The organism is Pseudosporangium ferrugineum, assembly GCF_003002065.1.
In the GTDB taxonomy this organism is placed as follows: Bacteria; Actinomycetota; Actinomycetes; order Mycobacteriales; family Micromonosporaceae; genus Actinoplanes; species Actinoplanes ferrugineus_A.
Window position 1 is genome coordinate 109,063 of sequence record NZ_PVZG01000014.1, and the last position, 25,906, is coordinate 134,968.

At 74.1% G+C, this 25,906-nt stretch carries 5 protein-coding genes; 2 read left to right on the forward strand and 3 right to left on the reverse strand.

The window, feature by feature from the left end; genetic code table 11:
* Entirely contained in the window at positions 1–1,473 is a 1,473-nt protein-coding gene (locus CLV70_RS26875; protein WP_281260492.1) for an APC family permease, read from the reverse strand.
* A gap of 89 nt (positions 1,474–1,562) precedes the next feature.
* Positions 1,563–2,183, reverse strand: a complete 621-nt coding sequence (locus CLV70_RS26880; protein ID WP_342750415.1) for a GOLPH3/VPS74 family protein — start codon at positions 2,181–2,183, stop codon at positions 1,563–1,565.
* Between the two features lie 562 nt (positions 2,184–2,745).
* On the opposite strand from CLV70_RS26880, the gene CLV70_RS26885 reads away from it, so the two are divergent.
* Both CLV70_RS26885 and CLV70_RS26890 read left to right on the forward strand, forming a co-directional pair.
* Positions 2,746–4,152, forward strand: a complete 1,407-nt coding sequence (locus tag CLV70_RS26885; protein ID WP_146164165.1) for a helix-turn-helix domain-containing protein — start codon at positions 2,746–2,748, stop codon at positions 4,150–4,152.
* A gap of 15 nt (positions 4,153–4,167) precedes the next feature.
* Positions 4,168–4,641 (forward strand): GNAT family N-acetyltransferase, encoded by a 474-nt coding sequence (locus CLV70_RS26890; RefSeq protein WP_146164166.1) that lies wholly within the window; start codon positions 4,168–4,170, stop codon positions 4,639–4,641.
* 366 nt (positions 4,642–5,007) lie between these two features.
* Here the strand turns inward: CLV70_RS26890 and CLV70_RS26895 are convergent, their stop codons facing one another.
* Positions 5,008–25,881, reverse strand: a complete 20,874-nt coding sequence (locus tag CLV70_RS26895) for an amino acid adenylation domain-containing protein (protein ID WP_106129383.1) — start codon at positions 25,879–25,881, stop codon at positions 5,008–5,010.
* Positions 25,882–25,906 lie beyond the last annotated feature (25 nt).

Genomic DNA, 25,906 nt, shown 5'->3' on the forward strand with positions numbered 1-25,906 from the left:
TCACCGGCCGGCCGTGACTAACGGGCTGGCCGGTTCGGTCACAGCACTGTTGGCACCGAGGCCGATCACGGCATACACGTCGGGCCGGCGGGCCTTGAGGACCAGCGCCCACACCGCACCCAGGACGGCGGCGACGGCGAAGACGCCCGGCAGTTGCCACCGCACCGGTGACGTCGCGCCGACCCCGAGCAGGATCGGCATCTGGACAAGGGTCACCGACAGCACCGCGCCGAGCGCCACCGTAGCCAGGGCCGGGGCGAGGATGCCGCGGGCGGTGCCGACGCCGTCACGGTGGCGCGGGTGGAAGAAGTAGACCAACACCGAGACAGACGTGGCGCACATAAGGATCAACACGGCCACGCCGCCGAGCACAGTCAGCCAGAAGAACATGCGGGTGAACGGGTCCCAGCCCGCGAGCATGTAGGTCGCGATCACTATCAGCGCGATGGCGGTCTGCAGGAGAGACCCGTAGATGGGGGCGCGGGTTTTCGGGCTGGTCTTGCCCAGCGCGGACGGTAGGACACCTTCGCGGCCGAGGGCGTAGAAATAGCGGGCGGCGGTGTTGTGGAAGGCCAGCAGCGCCGCGAAGAGGCTGGTGACGAACAGCAACTGCCCGAGGGTGATCAGCGCGGCGGGCACGTACGGGCTGGACAGGTTGAAGATCAGTTGCGAGCCGTCCGAGGTTGCCCTGGCGACGATCTGGTCCGGGCCGGTGGCTACCGACATCGTCCAAGCGCAAAATGCGTAGAGCACGCCGATGATCGCCAGCGCGAGGTACGTGGCACGGGCGACGGTCTTCTGCGGGTCCTTGGATTCCTCGCTGAACACCGCTGTGCCCTCGAAGCCGACGAACCCGGCGATTGCGGTGGCCAGGGCCGCGCCAAGCCCGGCGGTGAACAGGTTGCCCGGCGACAGGGTGGTGAACGAGGTGTTCCCGCCGGCCGGATGCGAGACCTGCACGATGGCGAGGACGATGGCGACGGCGATCTCGGCGATCAGCAGCACGGCGAGGACGCGGCCGTTGAGGTCGATGCGCCGCCCGCCGAGGAACGCGATGAGTGCCCAGGCCAGCATGGCCCACATCCACCACGGCGCCGACGTGCCGAGGTGAGCGGTGGCGAAGTCGTGCGCGGCTACCCCGAACCCGCCGTAGAGGCCGGTCTGCATCAGGTTGTAACCAACGACCGCGACGAACGACCCGGCGACTCCGGCGGGTTTGCCGAGGCCGTGGGTGATGTAGGTGTAGAACGCTCCCGCGTTGACGACCTTGCGCGACATCGCCACATAGCCGATCGAGAACACCGCCAGGATCAGCGCGACCACGACGTAACCGAGCGGGATACCGGTGATACCGGTGACGGCGAACCCGGCCGTCGCGCCTCCGGCGACCACCGTCAGCGGGGCGGCGGCGGCCATCACGATCCAGACCAGCGGCCACACACCCAGCCGGGATCTTGCCAATGCCGCTGTCACAGAGCTCGAAGATTCACGACGTGAAGGGGACACGTTTGTCGACTCCTAATGAGGGGTTGAACCGGCCAGGGGGAACGGCGAGTGAGGGGTCAGGTCTTGGTGATCACTGCGTCACCGGCAGCGGCGCGGGTGTGGGTGATCAGCTCCCGGATTGGGTCGGCCGCCGCTGTTAGCAAAGGGCGCATGGCTGTGAAGAAGGCGTCGGCCTCGCCGATGAGCACGACGCGGTGCAGGTCCGCGGCGACCACCAGACCACCGAGCAGGGTGTCGAAGTCGTCCAGCGGACCACCTCGGCGCAGAAGTCGTGCCAGCCGCGCCCACGGCCACGCGGCGGTGTTCATATCGGTGGGCACATACCGGACGGTGCGCGCGAAGATCCGCCGCGAGACCTCGGCCCGGAGATGGCCGGCACGCTCTATACGCGCCGCGACTTCCTCGACAGCGCTGCGGCCCAGGTACGCCAACCAGGTCCGCACCGGATGCTGCTCGCGCTCGCTGAGAAGCTGGTCCAGCACCGTGTGCGCCAGAACATCCGACGGCGCCGCCCTGTCGCTGACGACGACCAGCCCACTTCGCACGCTGACGTGCCCTGTCAGTAGCAACTCGCCCAGCAATGCCGCCGCCAGGCCCAGTCCCGCCACGTGCGGGTCGAGCAAGGGTGTGCCTGTGCTGTCGCGGTGCGCCAGCCGGAACATGTCGTCGGCCAGCAACGGCCACCCTCGGCCCCGCAAGCCGCCGTGCGGCAGCGTCACCGGGTATGACTCCGCCGAACCGACCGCGTCACCAGGCACGGCATGCCGAGCCCCCGGGCTGCGGGCCGACGTGGACTCGTCGTAGGCGGCCGAGCGTGGGTCATGACGGTGCAAAGCTCGAGGGTCGTGGTAGTACGCCACGCGCCGATCACCTCAATTCTTCGAGTCGCCGCCGCGCGGCGAAGAAGGGGAAATACCGTCGAGCAAGGCAGCCACCTCGTCCCGCTCTCCTTTCGGCTGACGGACGACTGGGAGTCCGTCGCGCCGATGAGACTCACCCGCCGCACCGCCGTCCGGCAGGTACGGCGAGCGAGGAGCTGCAATGAACGACGTGAGCACCAGGGCACCGAGCGTCACCGCAAGTCCGGTTCCCGGCAAGGCGCCCAACGCGCCACTGTGCGCGGCAAAGTCCGCGTAATCGGCACAACGTGGCGCGTGAAGTGCGGCACGCGCACCGTCCGCGCCACAGTGCGCAAGAGCGCCATAGGCATCCGGACGTGGACGTGATTTGCTCGCAGGCGTGACGTTTTCGGACAGGCTGGATCACCCACACGCCGCCCGTTGCGCTGCCCGGTTGCGGGCACAGGCACCGCAACAGGGATGGTCGCTGCGGGAACTTGCCCAGGCGATCACGGGGCACTGCGGGCACAGCCGCCTGCGCGCGTACCGCTTCCCCCGGGGCTGGTCGCTGACCCAGGTGATTGACCAGATGGTCACGGTCGCAGGCGTCGGACAAAGGCTGGTCGCTTCCCGGGTTTCGCGGTGGGAACGCGGCGAAGAGCGTCCGTCGAGCGCCTACCTCGACGGGTTATGCCGGGTGTACGGCACCGGCCCTGTCGACCTCGGGTTCGCCGCCGACTACAGCGATGCCGCCGACGGCCACCGGCCGCCAGCCCTGGATTCGTCCCGCTCCCTCGTATCCGGCACGGACTCGCAGGACGTCGCACGTCACGGCACGCATCTCGTGGCGAGCCGAGGCGACCAGATCCGCCGTCGTGTCGACGAAGCCCTCTCGGGCTCCACGTTGTCCGACAGCACCGTGGCGCACAAGGAAGCCGTCGCGGCCCAGTACGGTCGCACCTACAAGACCCAGCCCGCCACGGTGTTCCTCGACAACATCCTCGCCGACCTTGATGACCTGCAGATCCTCACCGACCGCAAGCTGCCCGCTGGCCAGCGCCGGGACCTATGCGCCGTCACCGCTCGCCTCGCAGGTCTTGTCTCCATGACCATGGTCAACCTTGCCCAGTACCGACACGCCCGCGAATGGGTCCACACCGCCCGATTGGCCGCTGACGAGGCCGGGGACCCCCTGCTACGCGCCTGGGTCGCTTCCCGTAGCGCCGTTGCAAGTCTGCACCTGGGTGATCCATACGCCGCGATGATGGCAGCCCGTGAAGCGGAACTGCTGACGCGGAACCACAGAGCGCCGATCACCGCGATGGCATGGGCGATCCTGGCCCGTGCTGCCGCAACCACGGCCGATGCGCACACCGCCCGCGCTGCACTGCGCCACGCCGAAGACCTCTACGGCGCCGTCGAACAGATGCCCGACAACACGGCGTACGCGTTCACAGCTGGACAGTTGCACTTCTACCGCTCTCACGCGCTGACCACGCTCGGCGAAAGCCGCGCCGCTTGGCAGGCCCAGGACGACGCAATCTCGGCCTTCGGACCCGATGAACACCTTGATCCGAACCTGGTGCGCCTCGACCGCGCCTTGTGCATGGTCCACAACGGCGACATCGTTCAAGGAGCTGACTACGCCGCTACCGTCCTGCAGCAGCTGCCCGCTGTGCATCGGCCAGCCATCGTCTGGCGGCGAGCCCAAGCCGTGGCATACGCCATTCCCGCTGCGCGGCGCAGTACCCCGAGAGTCCGGGCCTTGCATGAGGTCCTCGCCATCGGCGCCGGACCCGCCCAGTAGGCCAGCATGATGACCATGACCGAGGACTTCGTGATCCGCGAGTACCGCAACGTCGATCACGCTCAAGTGGCCGCTCTGAACGCGTACGGGCTAGCCGCGGCCGGCGTACCCGCCGACGCCGATGTCTACGCCGGCGACCTCGACGACATCGACGCCACCTACCTCACCGGCCGCGGGACCCTGCTCGTCGGCCAGCTCGGCACCGATGTCGTCGCCATGGGTGCGCTGCGCGAGATCGACCCGGTAACGTGCGAGATCACCCGGATGCGCGTCGCTCCGCACGTCCAAGGCCGCGGCTACGGCAAGGCCATGCTGGCTCGGCTCGAGGAGATCGCCCGCAGCCACGGCTACCGGCGCGCCACCCTGCTCACAGGTCCCGACCAGCGCCCCGCCATCGATCTCTACGAGGCGGCGAACTACACCGTCGTCGGAACTGAACGACACGACCTGCTCGTCGGCGTGCGCATGAGCAAACAGCTTGGGGAGTGACCAGCGCAAACAGTGGGCGATGCTGTGGGTTGGCCGGATCAGCGAGACGTTGATCCGGCGGCGTATCTCGTTGACGGCCAGTTCGATCATGTCGGTCTGAGCGGGACGGTCTGCCGGTCGGGCGTCGGCGGCGCAGATCGCGAGGACGGCAAGGGCTGCCGGGGCGAGGGTGGTGGACCAGTGCCAGGACGCCCAGCGGCGAACCTAGTGCTGATCAAGCCCGACCGTGTCGGCTGGCATAGCCAGGAGCACGCTGATGCTGTGTCCACAAAGCACAGACGATCATGCGGTGGCCGTCCTCGCTCACACGGGACCCGAGGTCATCTCACGAATGGCGGCTGCCGCTCTAGCCTGCCCAGCAGCTGCCTACCCCACGATCTTGCCATCCAGGTCCAGGGTGAGAGCTTTCGCTAGCAGCGGGCCCAGTTTCTCCAGCGTCGCCGGGTCCAGCAGGGCCGAGTGGGTCACCGCCAGCTCGTGCACCTCCAGCTCTGCGGCCCGGTCACGCCAGGCCGGGGCGGCCGGGCCGGTGAAGCCCTGTTCCGGCACCGTCGCCTCGACGAAGAAGACCTTTCCCGGGTACGCCGGGTACGCCGCGGACGCCATCAGGCGGTCGGAGGCCAGATAGTTCTCCAGCATCCGGGCGATCTGCTCCTCGGTGAGGGTCGCCACGCTGCCGCCCGCGGCCCGCACGAACGCGACCGCTTCGGGCATGGTCAGGTCCGTTTCCCCTACGGCGTAACCCATCTCCGTCAGCAGCCCGGCCAGCGTGGACGGCGACCCGGTGTCGCGCCGCGCGTCGAGCATTCCGGTGAAGGCGACGGTACGCCCGCGGGCAGTCAGTTCCGCGGCCACGCACAGGGCGAGGGCGCCGCCGAAGGACCAGCCGAGGAGCCGGATCGGGCCGGTCGGCTGGTATTGCTGCACCGCGTCGGCGTGCCGGGCGGCGAGTTCGGTCAGGGTCGGCGGCAGGTCGGCGCCGGACAGCAGCGGCGATTGCAGGCCGACCAGCGGCATCGGCAGTTGCCGGGCGAGTCCGGCGAACTGCCAGCTGAGCCCGCCGGCCGGGGCGAGGCAGAACAGCGGCGGGCCGCCGGCGGGGGTGAGGGGCAGCACCGGCGCGAGGGCGTCCCCGGCCGGGGCGTCGCCGGTGAGCAGGCGGGTGATGGCCGCGGCGGTGGGGGCGGTGAAGAGGCGGGCGACCGGGATCTCCGCCCCGAACTCGCGGCGCAGCGCCGTCGCCAGCCGGACCAGCAGCAGCGAGTGTCCGCCCAGGGCGAAGAAGTCGTCGTCCACGCCGACCGCCGCGACGCCGAGCACCTCGGCGACGAGCCGGGCGACCAGGGCCTCGGTGCGGGAGCGGGGCGTGACCGCCGGGGTGCCGGGGGCGGCGGCGACGTCGGGCAGGGCGTTGCGGTCGACCTTGCCGTTGGGGGTCAGCGGGAGGGCGTCCAGGACGTGGCAGGCCGCCGGGATCATGTAGCCGGGCAGCGCCGACTCGAAGAGCCCGGTGAGCGAGGCGGGAGTGAACGCCGCGGTCGTCGTCACGTACGCGACCAGCCGGTCCCCGCGCGCGACGACGACGGCCCGGGTCACCTCGGGGTGGGTGAGCGCCACCGCCTCGATCTCGCCGAGTTCGATCCGGAAGCCGCGCACCTTGACCTGGTGGTCGGTGCGGCCGAGGTATTCGAGCCGGCCGTCGCGCCACCGGGCGAGGTCGCCGGTGCGGTAGAGCCGGTCCCCGCCGGGCGCCGCCACGAACCGGGAGCCGGTGAGCGCGCCGCGGCCGAGGTAGCCGCGGGTGACCTGGACGCCGCCGAGGTACAGCTCCCCCGCCACGCCGGGCGGTACGGGCTGCAGCCGCTCGTCGAGCACGTGGGCGGAGGTGCCGGGCAGGGGCACCCCGATCGTCGCGTCCCACCCGGCGTCGACCTGTTCGGCCGTGGCCCAGACGGTGACCTCGGTGGGGCCGTACAGGTCGGTGACGCTCGCGGTGCGCTCGTGCAGGGCGCGGGCCAGGGACCCGGGCAGGGCCTCGCCGCCGACGAGGGCGCGTACCCCGGTGAGGTCCACGTCGGAGGATTCCAGCAGCGCCGCCCAGAGCGAGGGGGTGGCCTGCAGCGCGGTGATCCGTTCGCGGGCGACGAGCCGCGCCAGCAGGTGCGGGTCGCGGACCTCGGCGGGTGAGGCGAGCACGATCGTGCCGCCGGCGCGCAGCGTGCCCATCAGTTCGAGCACGGAGATGTCGAACGACAGGGTGGTGACGGCGAGCAGGCGTTCGCCGGGCGGGAGGGGGACGGCCGCGAGGAACGCCGCCAGGTTCGCGTTCGTGACGACGACGCCCTTGGGGCGGCCGGTGGAGCCGGACGTGTAGATGACGTAGGCCGCGTGCCCGGGGTGCCGGGTGACGGCCGGTGCGGGGGCCGGGACGACGGTGGCCAGGAACGCCTCGTCGATGATCACCGCCGGGCGGGCGTCGGCGATCATGAACTCGCGGCGGGCGGCCGGGAACGCCGGGTCGAGGGGCAGGTAGGCGGCCCCCGCCTTCGCCACCGCGAGCACGGCGACGACGAGGTCGGCCGAGCGCGGCAGGTGGATGCCCACGATGCTCTCCGGGCCGGCGCCGCGCGCGGCCAGGGCGGCGGCCATCGCGTCGGAGGCCCGGTCGAGGTCGGCGTACGTGTACCGGGTTCCGTCCGCGACCAGGGCCTCGCCGTCGTGGCGGGACAGCAGGGTGTGCCAGGGGTCGCCGGTCGCGGCGCCCGGGGTGTGGTGCGCGAGGGCGGCCCGGTCCTCCGCGGTCAGCAGCGGCGCCTGGGTCACCGGCAGGCCGGGGTCGGCGGCGAACGCGGTCAGCAGCACGGTCAGCCGGTCGAGCAGGCGGGCCGCGGTGCCGGCGCGGAAGCGGCCGGTGTCGTACTCGCAGGTGACCTCGAGGCCGTCCGGGCCGCCGTCGACGAAGGTGACGTTGAGGTCCACCTTGGGGTCGGCGGCGACCTCGGGCGCGTCCAGGACGGTCAGCCCGAGCAGCGGGCCGGCGTCCGCGGGCCGGTGGAAGTAGCCGATCATCGCCTGGAACAGCGGGTTGCGGCCGGGCACCCGCGGCGGGTTGACCAGCTCCACGACCTGCTGGAACGGCACGTCGGCGTGCTCGAAGGCGGCCAGGTCGGCGGCGCGCACCCGGCGCAGCAGCTCGGCGAAGGTCGGGTCGCCGCTGAGGTCGGCGCGCAGCACGACGGTGTTGACGAAGAAGCCGACGAGGTCGTCGAGGGCCGCGTCGCCGCGCCCGGAGGTGGGGCTGCCGATCGGCACGTCGGTGCCGGCGCCGTGCCGGGACAGCAGGGTGGCGAGGGCGGCGTGCAGCGCCATGAACAGGCTCGCGGACTCGGCCCGCGCGACCTCCCGGAGCCGGTCGGTGAGGGCGGCGGGCAGCGTCGTGGTCACCGTGCCGGCCGGACGCTTCGCCACCGTACGCGGACCGTCGGCCGGCAGCGTGATCTCGTCGGGCAGCCCGGCGAGCGCCTCCCGCCAGAAGTCCCCGGGCGCCGGGGCGAGCGCCAGCACGTAGTCGGCGTACTGGACGGGCAGCGGTTCCCATTCCGGTTCGCCGCCCGCGGTCCGGGCCGCGTACGCGATGCTCAGGTCGCGCAGCAGCGGCCGGTCCGACCATTCGTCCATCGCGATGTGGTGCAGCACGAGGGCGAGGACGGTCGTCTCCCCCTCCTCGATGACGGCCGCGCGGATCGGCAGGTCGGCGGCGAGGTCGAACGGGCGGTCGACCAGCTCGGCGACCGGGGTGCCGGTCTCGACCGGGATCGTCTCCGGCGCCGGCGCGATGTGCTGCGCGCCGTCGCGGATCAGCGTGCGCAGCACCTCGTGGCGGCCCACCACGTCGGCCAGGGCCCGGGAGAGGCCCGGCACGTCGAGGCGGCCGGCAAGGCGGACCACCAGCGGGTAGTTGTAGGCGCTCGATCCCGGGTCGAGCCGGTCGAGCAGCCAGAGCCGCTGCTGCGCCGGGGAGAGCGGCAGAACCTCCGGGCGGGGGCGGGCGGCGAGGGCGGCCCGCGCGGGTCCGGCGGTGATCCGGGCCAGCCGTTCCGGGGTCCGCGCGTCGAAGAGCGCCCGCAGCGACAGGTCCCCGCCGAGTTCGGCCCGGACCCGGCCGAGCAGCCGCATCGCGGACAGGGAGTGCCCGCCGGCGTCGAAGAAGTCGTCCTCGACCCCGTACGACGGCAGGCCCAGCACCTCGGCGAACAGCTCGCACAGGCGGCGTTCGCGGTCGTCGGCCGGCGGCCGGGACGTCGTCGCCACGGGGGCGGCCGCGGGCAGGGCGGCGCCGTCGAGCTTGCCGTTGACGGTCAGCGGCAGGGCGTCGACGGCCGCGTACAGCGACGGGACCATGTAGGACGGCAGGCGCTCGGCCAGCGCCGCGCGCACCTCGGCGGGCGACGCGTCACCGACCAGGTAGGCGTGCAGCTTGCCGTCGCGCGCGACAACCGCGGCCTGGCGTACGCCGGGCACCGCGGCGACGGCGGACTCCACCTCACCCAGCTCGATGCGGTAGCCACGGATCTTCACCTGGTCGTCGCTGCGGCCGAGGAAGTCGAGGTTGCCGTCCGGCCGCTCCCGCACCAGGTCACCGGTGCGGTAGAGGCGCGTGCCGTCCGGGCCCGCGACGAAGCGGGAGGCGGTGAGGCCGGGCCGGTGCAGGTAGCCGCGGGCCAGCCCGGCGCCGGCGATGTAGAGCTCGCCGACCACGCCCGCGGGCACGGGACGCAGCCAGGTGTCGAGCACGTACCCGGTGGTGTTGAAGATGGGACGGCCCACGGTGGCGGTGGCGCTGTCGGCCGTACCCGCGCCCAGGGTGTTGATCGTGTATTCGGTGGGGCCGTAGAGGTTGTAGCCGGACACCCCGCCGGTGTCCCGCAGCGTCGCCCAGAGCTTGTCCGGGACGGCTTCGCCGCCGAGCAGCACCAGGCACGGCCGGTGGTCGCCGCCGAGCAGGCCCTCGTCGAGCAGGGCCTGCGCGTACGTCGGCGTGAGGTTGACGACGTCGACGCGGTGCGCGGCGCAGTACGCGACCAGCGCCCTCCCGTCCCGCCGCAGCTCCTCGTCGGCGATGTGCACGTGGTGGCCCTCGACCAGCCAGAGCAGTTCCTCCCACGACATGTCGAAGGAGAAGCTGACCGTGTGCGCGATGGTCAGGATCCGCCCGCCGGCCTCCTCGATCGTCGGCCCGAAGATCGCCTCGCGGTGGTTGAGCTGCATGTTCGTCAGCCCCCGGTACGGCGTCACGACCCCCTTCGGCCGTCCCGTCGACCCGGAGGTGTAGATGACGTACGCCGGGCGGTCGAGGCGGCCGGGCGTGCCCGGGGCGAAGTCGGTCAGCCAGGGCTCGCCGACCTCCCGGTAGAGCCCGGCGAGCGAGTCGAGCACCAGCAGCGGCGCCGCGTCGTCGATCATCGCCCGGCGCCGCTCCGCCGGCAGGTCCAGATCCAACGGCAGATACGCCGCCCCCGCCCGCAACACCGCGAACAACGCCACCACCATGTCGATGCCCCGCGGCAGCGCCAGCGCCACGATCCGCTCCGGCCCGGCGCCGCGGGCGCGCAGCCCCCGGGCCACGGCGCTGACCCGGCCGTCGAGCTCGGCGTAGCTGATCGTGGTGCCGTCGTGGGTCAGCGCCGCGGCGGTGGGCGTACGGGCGGCCTGCTCGGCCAGCATCTCCGCGATGGTCAGGTTGGGGATCTCCGCGGCGACGCCGGCCTGCGGCGGGGACGCGGGCAGGGCGATCGAGGCGACCGGAGCGGCGGCGTCGAAGCCGGTCAGCACCGCGCGCAGCCGGTCCAGCAGCGCCTGCGCCTGAGCGGCCGGCACCACATCGGGCCGGTATTCCAGCCGCACCCGCAGCGCGCGGCCGGGGGTGGCGACCCAGGTCAGCGGGTAGTGGGTGGCGTCGACCGCCTCCACGCCCACGATCCCGTGCTCGGTCTCCAGGTCGGTGAACGTGTCGTCGCCGAGGAAGTTCTGCAGCACGTACAGGCTGTCGAAGAGCGGGCCGCGTCCCGCCACCCGCTGGATGTCGCCCAGGCCGGCGTACTCGTGCGGCATCAGCTCGATCCGCTCGGCCTGGACGCGCCGCAGCACCTCGCTCACCGGTTCGGCCGCGCCGAGGGTGACGCGCTGCGGCACGGTGTTGAGGAAGACGCCGACGACCTCCTCGATGCCGTCCAGCTCGGTGGGGCGCCCGGCCACGGTGGTGCCGAAGACCGCCTCGGGGCGGCCGGCCGCGTGGGCCAGCACGATGCCGAGCGCGGTGCTGAGCACGGCGTTGAGGGTCACCCCGGCGGCCCGCGCCTGCTCGGTGAGGCGGGCCGTCTGCTCCGGCGTCAGGTGCAGCGCCAGGCTCCGGGCCAGCACGGGCCGGGTGCCGGCGGCGGCCGGGTACAGGATCGTCGGCTCGGCGCCGGCCAGGGCCGCCGACCACGCCGTCAGGGACGCGTCGAGGTCCTGCCGGGCGATCCAGTCCAGGTAGTCGGTGAAGCTCGCGCTCTTGCGCGGTACGGGCCGGCCCGCGTACGCGCCGAACAGGTCCCGCAGCACCAGCTCCCGCGACCACCCGTCCCACAGCAGCAGGTGGTACGTGAACAGCAGCCGGTCGCGTCCCCCCGGCAGCCGGATCACGGTGAGCCGGGCCAGCGGCGGCGCGCCCAGGTCGAACGGGCGCGACCGGTCGGCGGCCAGGACCGCGTCGAGGTCGCCGGGGTTCTCGACCACCTCGACGGTGACCGGCACCTCGGCAAGCAGCAGCGCGACCGGCTTCTCGCGCCCCTCGTCGGTGAACGCGAGCCGGGCGGCCGGGTTGGCGGCGAGCACGGCCGCGAAGGCGCGTTCCAGGGCCGGCACGTCGAGGCGGTGGTCGACGTCGAACGCGTTCTGCGCGATGTAGACGTCCGCGTCGCCGGCGAGCTTCGCCTGGAAGAACAGCCCCTCCTGGAGCGGCGACAGCGGCCACTCCCGCTCGGCGGCGGGAGCCAGCTCGGCGGCCCACGCGTCCGCGATCGCCGCCGCCGCGTCCCGGCCGAGGCCCTCGTCGGCGTACGTCAGCACGGCGTGCAGCTCGGCGCCCCGGGCCGCGACGTTGATCTCCAGCAGGTACGGCGTGCCGAGGTCGTCGTCGGGCCGGACCCGGACGTCCTCGCCGGCCGGCGACCAGTCCGCGTCGTCGTCGGTGAACCGGCCCAGGTAGTTGAGGAGCACCTGCGGCGTGCCGAGCCGGGCCAGGGCCGCCGCGCTGCGCGGGTTGACGTAGCGCAGCAGGCCGTAGCCCAGCCCGTCGCCCTCGGGCAGCTCCGGCAGCCGTACCGGGGCGATCGAGGTGAACCAGCCGACCGTGCGGGACAGGTCCGCGTCGCCCACCGGCTCCCGGCCGTGCCGTTCCAGGTCCACGAGCAGGTCGTCGCCGGTGCCACGCCAGCGGTTCACCGCCGCGTGCAGCGTCCGCAGCAGCGTGGCGGTGACGTCGCCGGTGAGCATCGACGGGTCGACCGGGATGCGCACCTCGTGGTCGCGGGTCTGCCCCACGGTGAGCCCGAAGGTCACCGCGCCGGGCACCAGCTCGGCGCCGGGCGCGAGGGTGCGCTGCCAGTGCGGGAATTCGGCCATCCGGGCGGCGGTGCCGGCCTGTTCCGTCAGCGTACGGGCGAACGACCGCAGCGACGTGCCCACCGGATCGAGCGCCGCGCCCTCGTACGCCCGCCGCAGATCGTCGACGAGGATGTGCCACGAGACGCCGTCGACGACGAGGTGATGGGCGACCAGCAGCAGGCGGTGCCGGCCGGCGAAGTAGACGGCCTCGAGCACGCGCCCGGCGTCGGGGTCGAGCCGGGCCACCGCCGCCTCGGCCTCGCGCCGGATCAGCCCCGGATCCGTTCCGTCCACTGTGGTCAGCACGGCCGAGCCGGTGGCGCGGACCTCCTGGGCCCACAGCATCGGCGCCGGGCGGCTCAGCGTGAGCCGCAGCGCGTCGTGGTGGGCGACCAGCGTGTCCAGCGCGGCCCGCAGCCGGTCCGCGGTCGCGTCCGCCGGGACGCGCAGCAGGTCCGCCTGGTGCAGCCGGTTGATGCCGCCGCCCAGCTCGGCCAGCCGGTGCACGATCGGCAGCAACGCCACCTCGCCGACGCCGTCGCCCGTCGGCGCAGGCGCCGGCGCCTCGGCGGGAGCCGTGCCGGCCAGCGCGGCCGGGGTGCGCTTGAGGAACACGTCCCGCGGGGACAGCCTGACTCCGCTGCGCTTGGCGCGGTTGACGAGCTGGATGGCGACGATGCTGTCCCCGCCCAGCGCGAAGAAGTCGCCGTCGGCCGGCACGCTGTCGAGGCCGAGAACCTCCGCGAACAGGCTCCGCACGGTGGTGACCGCGGCGCTCTCGCCGGTGGCCACGGCCGGGGCGGCGACCGTACGGGCCGGCGCGGGCAGCGCCTCGCGGTCGAGCTTGCCGTTGACGGTCAGCGGCAACGCGTCCAGCGTGACGAACGCGGCGGGCACCATGTAGTCCGGCAGCACCGAGGCGAGGTGCGCGCGGATCGCGTCCACGTCCGGACGGCTGCCCGCCCGCGCGACCAGGTACGCCACCAGCCGCCCCCCGCGCACGATCACCGCCGCGTTGGCGATGCCGGGCAGGCCCAGCAGCGCCGCCTCGATCTCGCCGGGCTCGATGCGGTAGCCGCGCACCTTCACCTGATGGTCGGAGCGGCCCAGGTAGACGAGTTCGCCGTCCTCCCAGCGGGCCAGGTCGCCGGAGCGGTAGAGGCGGCCGGGGCCGTACGGGTTGGCCACGAACCGGGACGCGGTCAGGGCGGGGCGGTCCAGGTAGCCGCGGGCGAGTTGCTCGCCGGCCACGTACAGCTCGCCGGTCACGCCCTCGGGCACCGGCTGCAGGTACGCGTCGAGCACGTACACGGCCAGGCTGGGCAGCGCGACGCCGATGACGCTGGGCCGGCCGACGTCCGCCGGGTCCAGCGCGCGGAAGGACACGTGGACCGTGGTCTCGGTGATGCCGTACATGTTGACCAGGCGCGGCGCCGGGTTGCGGTCGAACCAGGGGCCGAGGCGGGACAGGTCCAGGGCCTCGCCGCCGAAGACGACGTAGCGCAGCGGCAGCCGGTCCGGCTCCTCCGCGTCCGCCTCGATCAGTGGGTAGAACGCCGACGGCGTCTGGTTGAGGACGGTCACCCGCTCGTCGCGCAGCAGCGCCCGGAAGCGCCGCGGGTCGCGGGCGACGTCGTGCGGCACGAGCACGAGCCGGCCGCCGTGCAGCAGCGGGCCCCAGAGCTCCCAGACCGAGAAGTCGAACGCGTACGAGTGGAACATCGTCCACACGTCGTCCGGCCCGAAGGAGAAGTGCCGTTCGGCGGCGGCGAACAGGGCGCGGACGTCGCGGTGGGTCACGACGACGCCCTTGGGCCGGCCGGTGGAGCCCGAGGTGTAGATGACGTACGCCGCGTTGTCCGGGCTCAGCGCCACCGCGGGCCGGGTCTCGGGCCGGCCGGGCGCGGCCACGTCGATGCCGCCCTCGCCGATCACGCAGACCGGCCGGGCGTCGTCGAGGATGTACCGCTGCCGGGCCGCCGGGGCCGCGGTGTCCACCGGCACGTAGCAACCGCCGGCCTTGACCACCGCGAGCAGCGCGACGATCAGCTCCTCGGACCGGGGCAGGCTGACCGCCACCCGCGACTCGGGGCACACGCCGCGGGCGATCAGTTCGTGGGCGAGGCGGTTCGCGCGTGCCTCCAGGCCGGCGTAGGTGAGCGTGCCGACCGCGATGGCGTCCGGGTGCTCCAGGCAGAGGTCCAGGGTGCCGCCGGAGGTCAGCTCCGCCGCCGGGGAGACGGCGACGGCGCCCAGGGAGAGGGCGGACACCGGGCGGTCGAGGCCGTCGATGAGCTGGTTCACGAGCGAGGCCACCTGCTCCACGAGGCGACGGGCGGCCGGTGCGCCGATCGCCGCGTCGTACTTGATCTCGAGGGTGAGGCGGTCGCCCGGGAACGCGACCAGGGAGACCGGGTAGTGGGGTGAGTCCGTACCGGTGAAGCCGCGCACGCCGAGGCCGCGCGCGTCGCCGCCGTCGACCGGCGGGAAGTTCTCCACCACGACCATGGAGTCGAACAGCTCCCGCACGCCGGCCAGCCGGTTCAGCTCGGCCAGCCCGACCTGCTGCACGTCCAGCACGTCGGTCTGCTGCTCCTGGAGGCGCCGCAGCACGTCGCCGGCCGGCTCGTCCGGGCGCCACGCCATCGGGACGGGCACGGTGTTGATGAGCAGCCCGACGATCGACTCCACGCCGGGCAGCTCGCCGCCGCGGCCCGAGACGGTCGAGCCGAACACCACCGAGTCGCGGCCGAGCAGCCGGCCCAGCAGCAGCCCCCAGGCGCCGTGGATCAGGGTGCTGACGGTGATCCCGTACGCCCGCGCCACGTCCGCGAGCTCGCCGGCCCGGTCGACGTGGGCGAACGCGCTGCCGTGCTCCGACACCGCCGTGACCTCCGGGTACAGCGCCGTGGGCGCCACGCCGTCCAGGGCAGCACGCCACGCGGCGCGGGCCGCCTCGCGATCCCGGGTCACCACCGACTCGACGTGATCGCGGAACGTCGTCACCGGCGGGTCCAGCTCCCGCCCGTGGTACGCGGCCACGACGTCGGAGAAGACCAGCGGGTACGACCACCCGTCGGCGAGGATGTGGTGCATCGTCTCGATCAGCCGGTGCTCGGTGGCGCTCAGGGACACCAGCGCGTGGCGCAGCACGGGCGGCTGCGCCAGGTCGAACGGCTGGGCCAGCTCCTCCGCCGCGACCTCGCCGAGCCGTTCCGGCGTACCGGTCAGGTCGGCCTCGCGCCACGGCACCCGCACGTCGGCGGCGATCACCTGGACGATGCGGCCGTCGCGCAGTTCCCGGAAGGAGGCGCGCAGGGCCTCGTGGCGGCGTACGGCCGCCTCGACCGCGGCGCGCAGCCGGGCCGGGTCGACCTCGCCGGTCAGCTCGGCGATCTGCTGGACCGCGTACGTGTCCACCTCGGACGTGACGGCGTGGAAGTACATGCCCTCCTGCAGCGGCAGCAGCGGCAGCACGTCCGCCGCGCCGGCGAAGGCGTCCACGTCGTCCTGGGTGAGCCGGACCAGCGGGAAGTCCGACGGCGTGTGCCCGCCCAGGTCCACGGTCGCCAGCTCGCGCAGGACGGCCGTCCACCGCTCGGCCAGCGCGATGACGCGCTCCTCGGCGAACAACCCGGCCGGCCACGACAGGGTCGCCTCGAACGTGTCGCCGGTGACGTGCGCGTTGATCTCCAGCGGCATCGCCGGGTTCGCCGGATCGACGCCCTCCCGCAGCGGCGCCGCCTGCGCCCACTCCCCGCCGTCGGCGCCGCCGAACCGGCCCAGGTAGTTGAAGAGGATCTCCGGGGCCGGGCCGAGGTCGCGGTCGTGCAGCCAGCGCAGCGAGCCGTAGCCGAGCCCGTCGGTGGGCACGGCCCGCAGCTGCTCCTTGACCGCCCGCGTCGCGGCGGCCAGGTCGGTGGTCGTGCCGGGCTCGAGCCGGACCGGGTGGATCGCGGTGAACCAGCCGACCGTACGGGACAGGTCCAGCTCGCCGGTGCGGCCGTGGCCCTCCAGGCTGACCAGCACCGGCCCGTCCGTGCCGCGCCACCGGTTCACGGCGACCGCGAGGCCGGTCAGCAGCACGTCGTTCACGCCGCCGAAGAAGCTCGCGGGCACGGTGGTGAGCAGCGGGACGGTGACCTCGGCGGGCAGAGTCACGGTCACCGAGCGGACCGTCGCCGCCGTGTCGGCCGCGGGATCGGCCGGGCGGTCACCGAGCGGCGCTCGCGGCCCGGCGAGCGTACGGCGCCAGAACTCCTCCTGGTCCGGGTAGGACGGCTGGGAGGCGGCGAACGTTCGGAACGAGGCACCGACCGGTGCGAGCTCCTCGCCGCGCCAGGCCCGGCGCAGGTCCTCGGCGAGGATCCGCCACGAGACACCGTCGATGACCAGGTGGTGGACGACGAGCAGCAGGGTGCGCCCGTCCCAGGCGGCGCGCAGCATCACGCCGTTCGCCGGGTCGAGGCGGGCCACCTCGGCGGCCTCGTCGAGCGGTCCCTCGGTGAGCAGCGTGGCGGCGCGCAGGCCGGGGGCGGGGACGTGCAGGGTGCCGTCGAAGGTGGCCCGCAGCAGGTCGTGGCGGTCGACGACGGCCTGGAGGAGGTCCTCGAGGCGGGCGCGGGTGAGCGCGGCCGGCGTATGCCAGGCCATGGACTGGTAGAAGTGGTCCAGCGGCGTCGCCGACTTCACCGTCTCGGCCAGCATCGGCGTCAGCGCGACGTCGCCCAGGCCGTCGTCGGCCACGGTCTCCGCGGCCGCGGCGGGCAGGGCGGCGGCCAGGGCCTGGACGGTGCGGCGACGGAACACGTCGCGCGGCGTCATCGGCATCCCCGCCTTGCGCGCCCGCCCGGCGACCGCGATGGAGGAGATGCTGTCCCCGCCGATCGCGAAGAAGTCGTCGTCGATGCCCACCCCCGGCAGCCCGAGCACGTCGGCGTAGATGCCGGCCAGCGCCCGTTCCCGCTCGTCGCGCGGGCCCCGGGTGACCGACAGGATCGGGGTGGCCTCGGGCAGCGCCCGCACGTCGAGCTTGCCGTTGACGGTCAGCGGCAGCGCGTCCACGACCGCGTACAGCGACGGGACCATGTACGACGGCAACCGCTCGGCGAGGGCCGCACGGACCTCGGCGGGCGTGGCGTCGCCGACCAGGTAGGCATGCAGCTTGCCGTCGCGGGCAAGGACCGCCGCCTGACGGACGCCCGGCACCGCGGCGACCGCGGACTCCACCTCGCCCAGTTCGATGCGGTAGCCCCGGATCTTCACCTGATCGTCACTGCGGCCCAGGAAGTCCAGGTTGCCGTCCGGCCGCTCCCGGACCAGGTCACCGGTGCGGTAGAGGCGGGTGCCGTCCGGGCCCGCGACGAAGCGCGACGCGGTCAGCGCGGGACTGCCGAGGTAGCCGCGGGCCAGTCCGGCGCCCGTGATGTAGAGCTCGCCGGCGACGCCCGGGGGCACCGGGCGCAGCCAGGCGTCGAGGACGTACCCGGTGGTGTTGAAGATGGGACGGCCGACCGTGGGGGTGGGGCTGTCCGCCGTACCGGCGCCCAGGGTGTTGATCGTGTATTCGGTCGGGCCGTAGAGGTTGTAACCGATCGGCGGGCTGCCGAGCCGCGACCACACGGCGTCGGTGACGGCCTCGCCGCCGAGCAGCACCAGCCACATCTGATGCCCGTCCAGCAGGCCCTCGTCGATGAGGTGGTGCGCGTACGTCGGCGTCACGTTGACCACGCCGACGCCGTGCGCGCGGCAGTACGCGACCAGCGCCGTGGCGTCCCGCCGCAGCTCCTCGTCGCAGACGTGCACCTCGTGGCCCTCGACCAGCCACAGCAGTTCCTCCCACGACATGTCGAAGGAGAAGCTGACCGTGTGCGCGATCCGCAGCCGCTCGACGCCGGCCGCCCGGGCCCGCGCCACGGTCGGGCCGAAGATCTCCGCCCGGTGGTTGAGCTGCATGTTCGTCAGCCCCCGGTACGGCGTCACGACCCCCTTCGGCCGGCCCGTGGACCCGGAGGTGTAGATGACGTACGCCGGGTGGTCCGGGTGCACCGCCGCGCGCACCGGCCCGCCGTCGACCGGCACACCGTCGAGCGAGGTCAGCACCAGCAGCGGCGCCGCGTCGTCGATCATCGCCCGGCGCCGCTCCGCCGGCAGGTCCAGATCCAACGGCAGGTACGCCGCCCCCGCCCGCAACACCGCGAACAACGCCACCACCATGTCGATGCCCCGCGGCAGCGCCAGCGCCACGATCCGCTCCGGCCCGGCACCGCGCGCGATCAGCCCGCGGGCCACCGCGTCGATCCGCGCGTCCAGCTCGGCGTAGGTCAGCCGCTGCTCGCCGAAGACCAGCGCGGTCAGGTCCGGGGTCCGCGCCGCCTGATCGGCCAGCATGCCGGCGACGGTCGTCTCCGGGATCGCGGTCGTCCGCCCGGCGAGCGCCCGTTCCGACGCCAGGGGCACCGCGCCGGCCGGCACGTCCAGGCCGTCCGCGAGCGCCCGCAGCACGCCCACGAGCTGGTCGACCATCGACCTCGCCGCGGCCCCGGTGACCACGTCGGGGCGGTACTCGAGCTTGACCCGCAGGTTCGCGCCCGGGGTCAGCACCCAGGTCAGCGGGTAGTGCGTGGTGTCGGTGTACTCGACGTTCACGATGCCCTGCGCGGCCTCGAGGTCGTCGAAGGTGCTGTCGGCGAGGAAGTTCTGCAGCACGTACAGGGTGTCGAAGAGCTGGTCGTGGCCGGTGGCCCGCTGGATGTCGCCCAGGCCGAGATACTCGTGCGGCGCCAGGTCGATCCGGTCCCGCTGGGCCCGGCGGGCCAGGTCGGCGACGGTCGCGGCGGGCGTGGCGACGACCCGGGCGGGCACGGTGTTGAGGAACAGGCCGATGACGTTCTCGATGCCGGGCAGCGCGGTCGGGCGGCCGGCGACCGTGGTGCCGAAGGTGACGTCGCCGCGCCCGGTGCGATGCCCCAGCACCAGGGCCAGCGCCACGGTCAGCACCGAGTTGAGGGTGACCCCGGCCCGGCGGGCCTGCTCGTGCAGCCGGGTGGTGACCGCGGTCGGCAGCGCCGCCAGGATCCGCTCGGAGAGCATCGGCTCGCGGCCGGCCGCCTCCGGCACGACGACGGTGGGTTCGCCCAGCGCGGCCTTCCACGCGGCGGCCGACGCGTCCCGGTCCTGGGCGGCGATCCACGCGAGGTAGTCGGGGAAGCCGGGGCCGCCGATGGGCAGCGCGCCCCGGGCACCGCGCGAGTCGTACAGGGCGAACAGCTCGCGCAGCACGAGCTCGCGGGACCAGCCGTCCCACAGCAGGAAGTGGCAGGTGAGCAGGAGGCGGTCGGTGCCGTCCGGGTTGCGCACCACGGTGAGCCGGATCAGCGGCGGCGCGGTCAGGTCGAACGGCCGCTCCCGGTCCTCGGCGGCGATCGCCTCCGGGTCGCCGCCCTCGACGACGGTCACCGCGGCCGGCACCGACGCGGCGATGATCTGCCGGGGACGCGGCTCGCCGGCGAAGGACGCCCGCAGCGTGGGGTGCCGGTCCAGCAGGGCGGCGAAGGCCAGCTCCAGCGCGGGTACGTCGAGCCGCCGGTCGAAGTCGAACACGTTCTGCGCGATGTAGGTGGCCGCGCCGTCCTCGTACGTCGCCTGGAAGTACACGCCCTCCTGCAGCGGCGACAGCTCCCACACCTCGTCGGGCGCGGCCGGTGTCACCTCCGGCGCCGGTCCGTCCGCGGTGGCGGCGATCGCCGCGGCCGTACGGATCCGGAAGACGTCCTGGACGGAGAGCGTGAGGCCGTCGCGGGCGAGCAGGTTGACCAGCCGGATGGCGCTGATGCTGTCGCCACCGCGGGCGAAGAAGTCGTCGTGCACGCCCACACCGGCGCCGAGCACCTCGGCGAAGCGCGCGACGACCTCCGCCTCCCGCGCGGTCCGCGGCGGCTCGCCGGTGGTCACGACCGGGTCGGGCAGGGCGCGCCGGTCCCGCTTCCCGTTCGGCAGCAGCGGTACGGCGTCCAGCACGGTCACCGTCGCCGGCACCAGGTACGCGGGCAGCTCCTCGCGCAGGGTGGCGAGCAGGGCCTGCGGGTCGAGGGTCTCCCCCGGCTCGGCGACCACGTACCCGTGCAGGGCCGAGCGGCGCGCGACCGCGACGGCCTCCCGGACCCCGAGCCGGCGCAGCAGGGCCGCCTCGACCTCGGCCGGCTCGACCCGGTGGCCGTTCACCTTGACCTGGTCGTCGTTGCGGCCCAGGAACTCGACCCGGCCGTCCGTCCAGCGGCCCAGGTCGCCGGTGCGGTAGAGCCGCTCCCCGGGCGTGAACGGGTCGGCGACGAACCGGGCCGCGGTGGCGCCGCCCTGGCCGCGGTAGCCGCGCGCCAGCTGCACGCCGCCGACGTAGATCTCGCCGGCCGCGCCCGGCGCCACCGGGTCGAGGGCGGCATCGAGCAGATACACGCGTACGCCGGGCACGGGCCGGCCCAGCGTCACGGTCTCGCCGGGCACGACGGTGCCGGTGAGCACGTCCCCGGTGTTCTCCGATGCGCCGTAGGAGTTGACCAGGACGGCGTCCGGGGAGGCGGCGGCGAGGGCGGCGACCGTGCCGGCGTCCAGTGCCTCGCCGCTGGTGATCCAGCGGCGCAGCCCGCGTACGAGCTCGGGCGCGGTCTCGGCCAGCGCGGCGGCCAGGCTCGGCACGGCCAGCAGCTGGGTGGCGCCGGACCCGGCGACGAGCCGGGCCAGCAGCGCGCCGTCCGCGGCGGTGGCGTCGTCGGCGAGGACGACCGTGGCGCCCGCGACGAGGCCGCCGAGCAGCTCGGTGGTGCCGTCGATGAAGCTCATCGAGCTCTTCGCGACCCGGACCTCGCCGTCCCACCGCTCGCGGGCCCAGGCCAGGCGGTTGGCGAGGGCGCCGTGCGTGCCGACGACCGCCTTGGGGCGCCCGGTCGAGCCGGAGGTGTAGACGACCGACGCGGCGTCGAGCGGCCCGACGGGCACGTCCGGCGCGTCGCCGCGCGCGGTGCGGATCCGGACGACCGGGACGTCGTGCGGCGGCAGGGCGCGGTTGCTCGCGTCGTCCACCAGCACGCAGACGGGCCGGGCGTCGTCCAGCATGAACTCGATCCGCGCGGCCGGATAGCCCGGGTCCACCGGCAGGTACGCGGCCCCGGCGCGCAGCACGCCGAGCAGCGCCACGGGCAGGTCGGCCGTGCGGCGGGTGGCCACGGCGACGACGTCACCGCGGCGGACCCCGGCGGCGTGCAGCGTCGCCGCGACGGCACCCGAGCGCTGCCACAGGGCGGCGTACGGGAGGTCGCCGGCCCCGGCCCGGATCGCGGTCCGCGCCGGGTCGGCAGCGCCGATCAGCGCGGGCACCAGCGGCAGCGCCGCCGGGTCCCCGCCGCCGGCGAGCGCCAGCACCGCGGCCCGATCGGCCTCGGGGAGCAGCTCCAGGGCGGCGACCGGGGTGCCCGGGTCGGCGGTGAGGACGCGGACGTACTGGTCGAGCAGGCGGCCCGCGGCGGCCGGGTCGAGGCGGTGGGTGAGGGTCACCGTGACGGTGCCGCCGGGCTTGACCATGAGGGTGGCCGGGTAGTGCGGCGCCTCGACGACGTCCACGCCGGTGATCCGCGGCCCGTCGCCGGCCGGGGCGTCCGGGGCCGGATAGTTCTCGATCACCACGAGGGTGTCGAAGAGCTCGGGCAGGCCGGTCCGGCGCTGGATCTCCGCCAGCGCGGTCTGCTCGTGCTCGACCACCTCGCGCTGGGCGGCGGCGAAGCGGGCGAGCACATCGGCGAGGGTCTCCGCGCCGGTCCAGCGGACCCGGGCGGGCACGGTGTTGATGAGCAGGCCGGCGATAGCCTCGACACCGGGGACGTCGCCGCCGCGGCCGGACACCGTGGAACCGAAGACCACGTCGGAGCGGCCGGTGACGCGGCCGAGGAGCACCCCCCACGCGGCGGCGATCACGTTGCTCACCGTCACGCCGTGGCGCTGGGCGAGCGCCCGCACGGCCGCGCCGTCGACGGTCGCGGTGAGGCTCGCGGCGGGCCCGGTGGCCCCGGGCGCCAGCAGGGTCGGCTCGGTGACGCCGTCGAGGAGGCGGGCGTACGCCTCGACATCGCCCTCGCCGCGGCGGGCCAGGAAGTCCCGGAACGACGGCGCCGGGGGCAGCGCCCGGCCGGCGTGCAGGGCGAGGAGGTCGCCGAGGAGCAGCGGCACCGACCAGCCGTCCGCGACGATGTGGTGCACGGTCTGCACCAGGACGTGCCGGTCGGCGGCGAGGCGGACGAGGGCGTACCGCATGGCGGGCGGGCGGGACAGGTCGAACGGCTCGGCGCGTTCGGCGGCGGCGACGGCGTCCACGTCGCCGGCCACCACGTAGCGCCACGGCGCCCGTACCGGGGCGCCGACGACCGCGACCACCTCGCCGTCGCCGGCCGCCCGGAACGCGGCCGCCAGGTTCGGGTGGCGCTCGAACAGGGCGGTGGCGGCGCGGCGCAGGCGGTCGGCGTCCAGCGGGCCGTCGAGGTGGATCAGCTGCTGGACCACGTACGGGTCGGCGCCGGGCGCGTACGCGGCGTGGAAGTAGAGCCCGGCCTGCAGCGGCGTCAGCGGGAGCACGTCGCGCACGTCCGGGCCGAGCGCGTCCACGTCGGACTGCCGGAGCCGGACGAGCGGGAAGTCGGACGGCGTGTGACCGGCGACGCCCGGATCGCCCGCGATGGCGGTGAGCAGCTCCACCCAGCGGTCCGCGATCGCCCGCACTTCGTCGCGCGCGAGCACCCGGCCCGGCCAGCTGAACACCGCGGACAGCGAGGAACCAGCCGTGACGGCGTTGACCTCGAGTGCGCGGGGCAGCGGCATGCGCGGGTCGCGGCGCTCGACGACCTCCTCGCCCTCGGCGAAGCGGCCCAGGTAGTTGAACAGCACCTGCGGCTGGACGGCCAGCTCGGCATGGCCGGCGAGGTAGCGCAGGACGCCGTACGAGATGCCGTGGTGCGGTACGGCCCGCAGCTGCTCCTTGACCGCCTTCACGGCAGCGGCGAGCGGCAGCCCGGTGACGTCCAGCGGGACCGGGAAGAGCGTGGTGAACCAGCCGACGGTCCGCGACAGGTCGAGGTCCGCGGCGTCCTCCTCGCGGCCGTGCCCCTCCAGCTCCAGCAGCATCGGCCCGTCCGGCGAGACCGCCAGCGCGAGCGCCGCCACGAGCGCGTCGTTGACCCCGCCGTGGATCGCGGCCGGCACGGCGGTCAGCAGCCGCTCGGTGACGTCCGCGGGCAGGGTGACGGTCAGGGTCTCCTCGGTGGCAACCGTGTCCCCCGGCGCCGGGAGGCGCCGGCCCAGGGTGCGCACGGGCGTGGCCGCCGCCGCGGTCCAGTACGGCAGGTCGTCGCGGAAGTCGGCCTCGCGCAGCGCGGCGGCCCACTGCCGGAACGAGGTCGGCGCGGGCGCGATCGGCAGCCCGCCGCGCAGGTCCTCGGCGAGCACGCGCAGCGAGACGCCGTCCACGATCACGTGGTGCAGGGCCACGATCAGCTCGCCGTCCCGGTGCGAGAAGGCCACCAGCCGGTCGGTGCTCAGCCGGGAGACGGTGGCCGCCAGGTCCTCGCCGGTACGCAGCACGTCGGCGGCGGTCAGCGTCCCGGCCGGACGGACGGTGAGCACGGCGCCGTCGATCCGCGCGCGCAGCACGTCGTGGGCCGCCAGCAGGCCGTCGATCAGCGGCGCGAGCTCCCCCGCCGGCGCGGGCAGCGTGACGGCCTGGAAGAAGCCGTCGAGGCCGTCGCCGACCTCGTCGAGCCAGGCGAGGATCGGCGTCGGCGGCACCGCGCCGGTCGCCTCCACGGCGGCGGCCCCGGGGGTGGCGTCGCCCACCACCAGGGCGAGCGCGGCCGGGGTGGGATGGGCGAACAGGTCCCGGGCGCGCAGCGCGAAGCCGGCGCGGCGGGCGGCCCGTACGGCGTCGATGGCCACGATGCTGTCGCCGCCCAGCGCGAAGAAGTCGTCCTCCGCGCCGACCGCGTCGAGGCCGAGGACGCCGGCGAACACCTCGCAGAGCCGCGCCTCGGTCTCGGTCACCGGCTCACGCGACCGGGCGGGGCCCAGTGCCGGCGCGGGCAGGGCGCGGCGGTCGACCTTGCCGTTCGGGGTCAGCGGGACGGCGTCGAGGAGCACGAACGCCGACGGGACCATGTATTCCGGGAGCCGGTCGGCGCACCAGGCGCGCAGGTCGTCACCGGACGTCTCGGCGGACGGGACGGCGTACCCGATCAGGTGCCGGTCGTGGACGGTCACGACGGCCTGGCGAACCGCGGGGTGGCCGGCGACGACGGCCTCGACCTCCTCGAGTTCCAGCCGCATGCCACGGATCTTGACCTGGTGGTCGGCGCGGCCGACGAATTCGAGGCTGCCGTCGGGCGTCCAGCGGGCCAGGTCGCCGGTGCGGTACATGCGCTCGCCCGGGGCGCCGAACGGGTTCGCCACGAAGCGGGAGCCGGTGAGCGCGGGGGCGTGGACGTAGCCGCGGCCGAGGAGGAAGCCGGCCGCGTACAGCTCGCCGGTGACGCCGGGGCCGACCGGACGCAGCCCGTCGTCGAGGACGTAGAGCTGGGTGTGCGGGTTGGGGCGCCCGATCGAGGTGGCGATGCGCTCGGCGGAGTCGCGGTAGATCACGTGGGAGACGCCGATGGTCGCCTCGGCCGGCCCGTACCCGTGGTAGAGGGTCGTGGCGAGCTGGGACCGGAAGCGCTCGAACAGCTCGGGGGTGAGCACCTCGCCGCCGCACCAGACGTGCCGCAGGCCGTCCAGCAGGTGCGTGCCCCGGGCCAGCTGGAGCAGCACGTCCAGCATGGAGCTGACCAGGTAGACGAAGGTCACACCCTCGGTGGCGATCAGGTCGAGCAGGTACTGCGGGTCGCGTTCCGCGCCGGGCTCGGCGACCACCACGTAGCCGCCGGAGACGAGCGGCAGCAGGATCTCGTTGACGCTGATGTCGAACGACAGCGGCGCCTTGAACAGGGTGGCGTCGCCCGGCCCGAAGTGCAGGATCTCGTCGCGCTGCCAGCGCAGCCGCTCGTGGATCGCCTCGTGCCGGATCATCGCGCCCTTGGGCCGGCCGGTGGACCCCGAGGTGAAGATCACGTACGCGAGCTGCCCCGGCAGGACCGCGACGGCCGGCGGCTCGGCGCCGTGCCGCGGCACGTCCTGCGCGGTCAGCACCGTCACGGCCCGCGCCTCGGCGAGGACCTGCTCCCGGCGCTGGGCGGGCCAGGCCGGGTCCACCGGCACGAACGCCGCCCCGGCGGTCATCGTGGCCAGCACCGCGATGACCATCTCGGCCGAGCGCGGCATGCCGATGCCCACCACGTCCTCGGCGCCGATCCCGCGCGACCGCAGGTCCCGGGCCAGGGCGTAGACCCGGCCGCTCAGCTCGCGGTAGGTCAGCCGGGTGTCGCCGGCGACCAGGGCCAGGGCGTCCGGGGTCCGCGCCGCCCGGGCCACGAACGCGTCCACCACGGTCGAGGTGGTCGCCGGGCTGGTGTGGTGGTTCCACCGCGCCAGCAGCCCCTCGACGTCCCGCAGCCCTGCCGTCATCCCGCACCTCCGATATGGAGCGCCC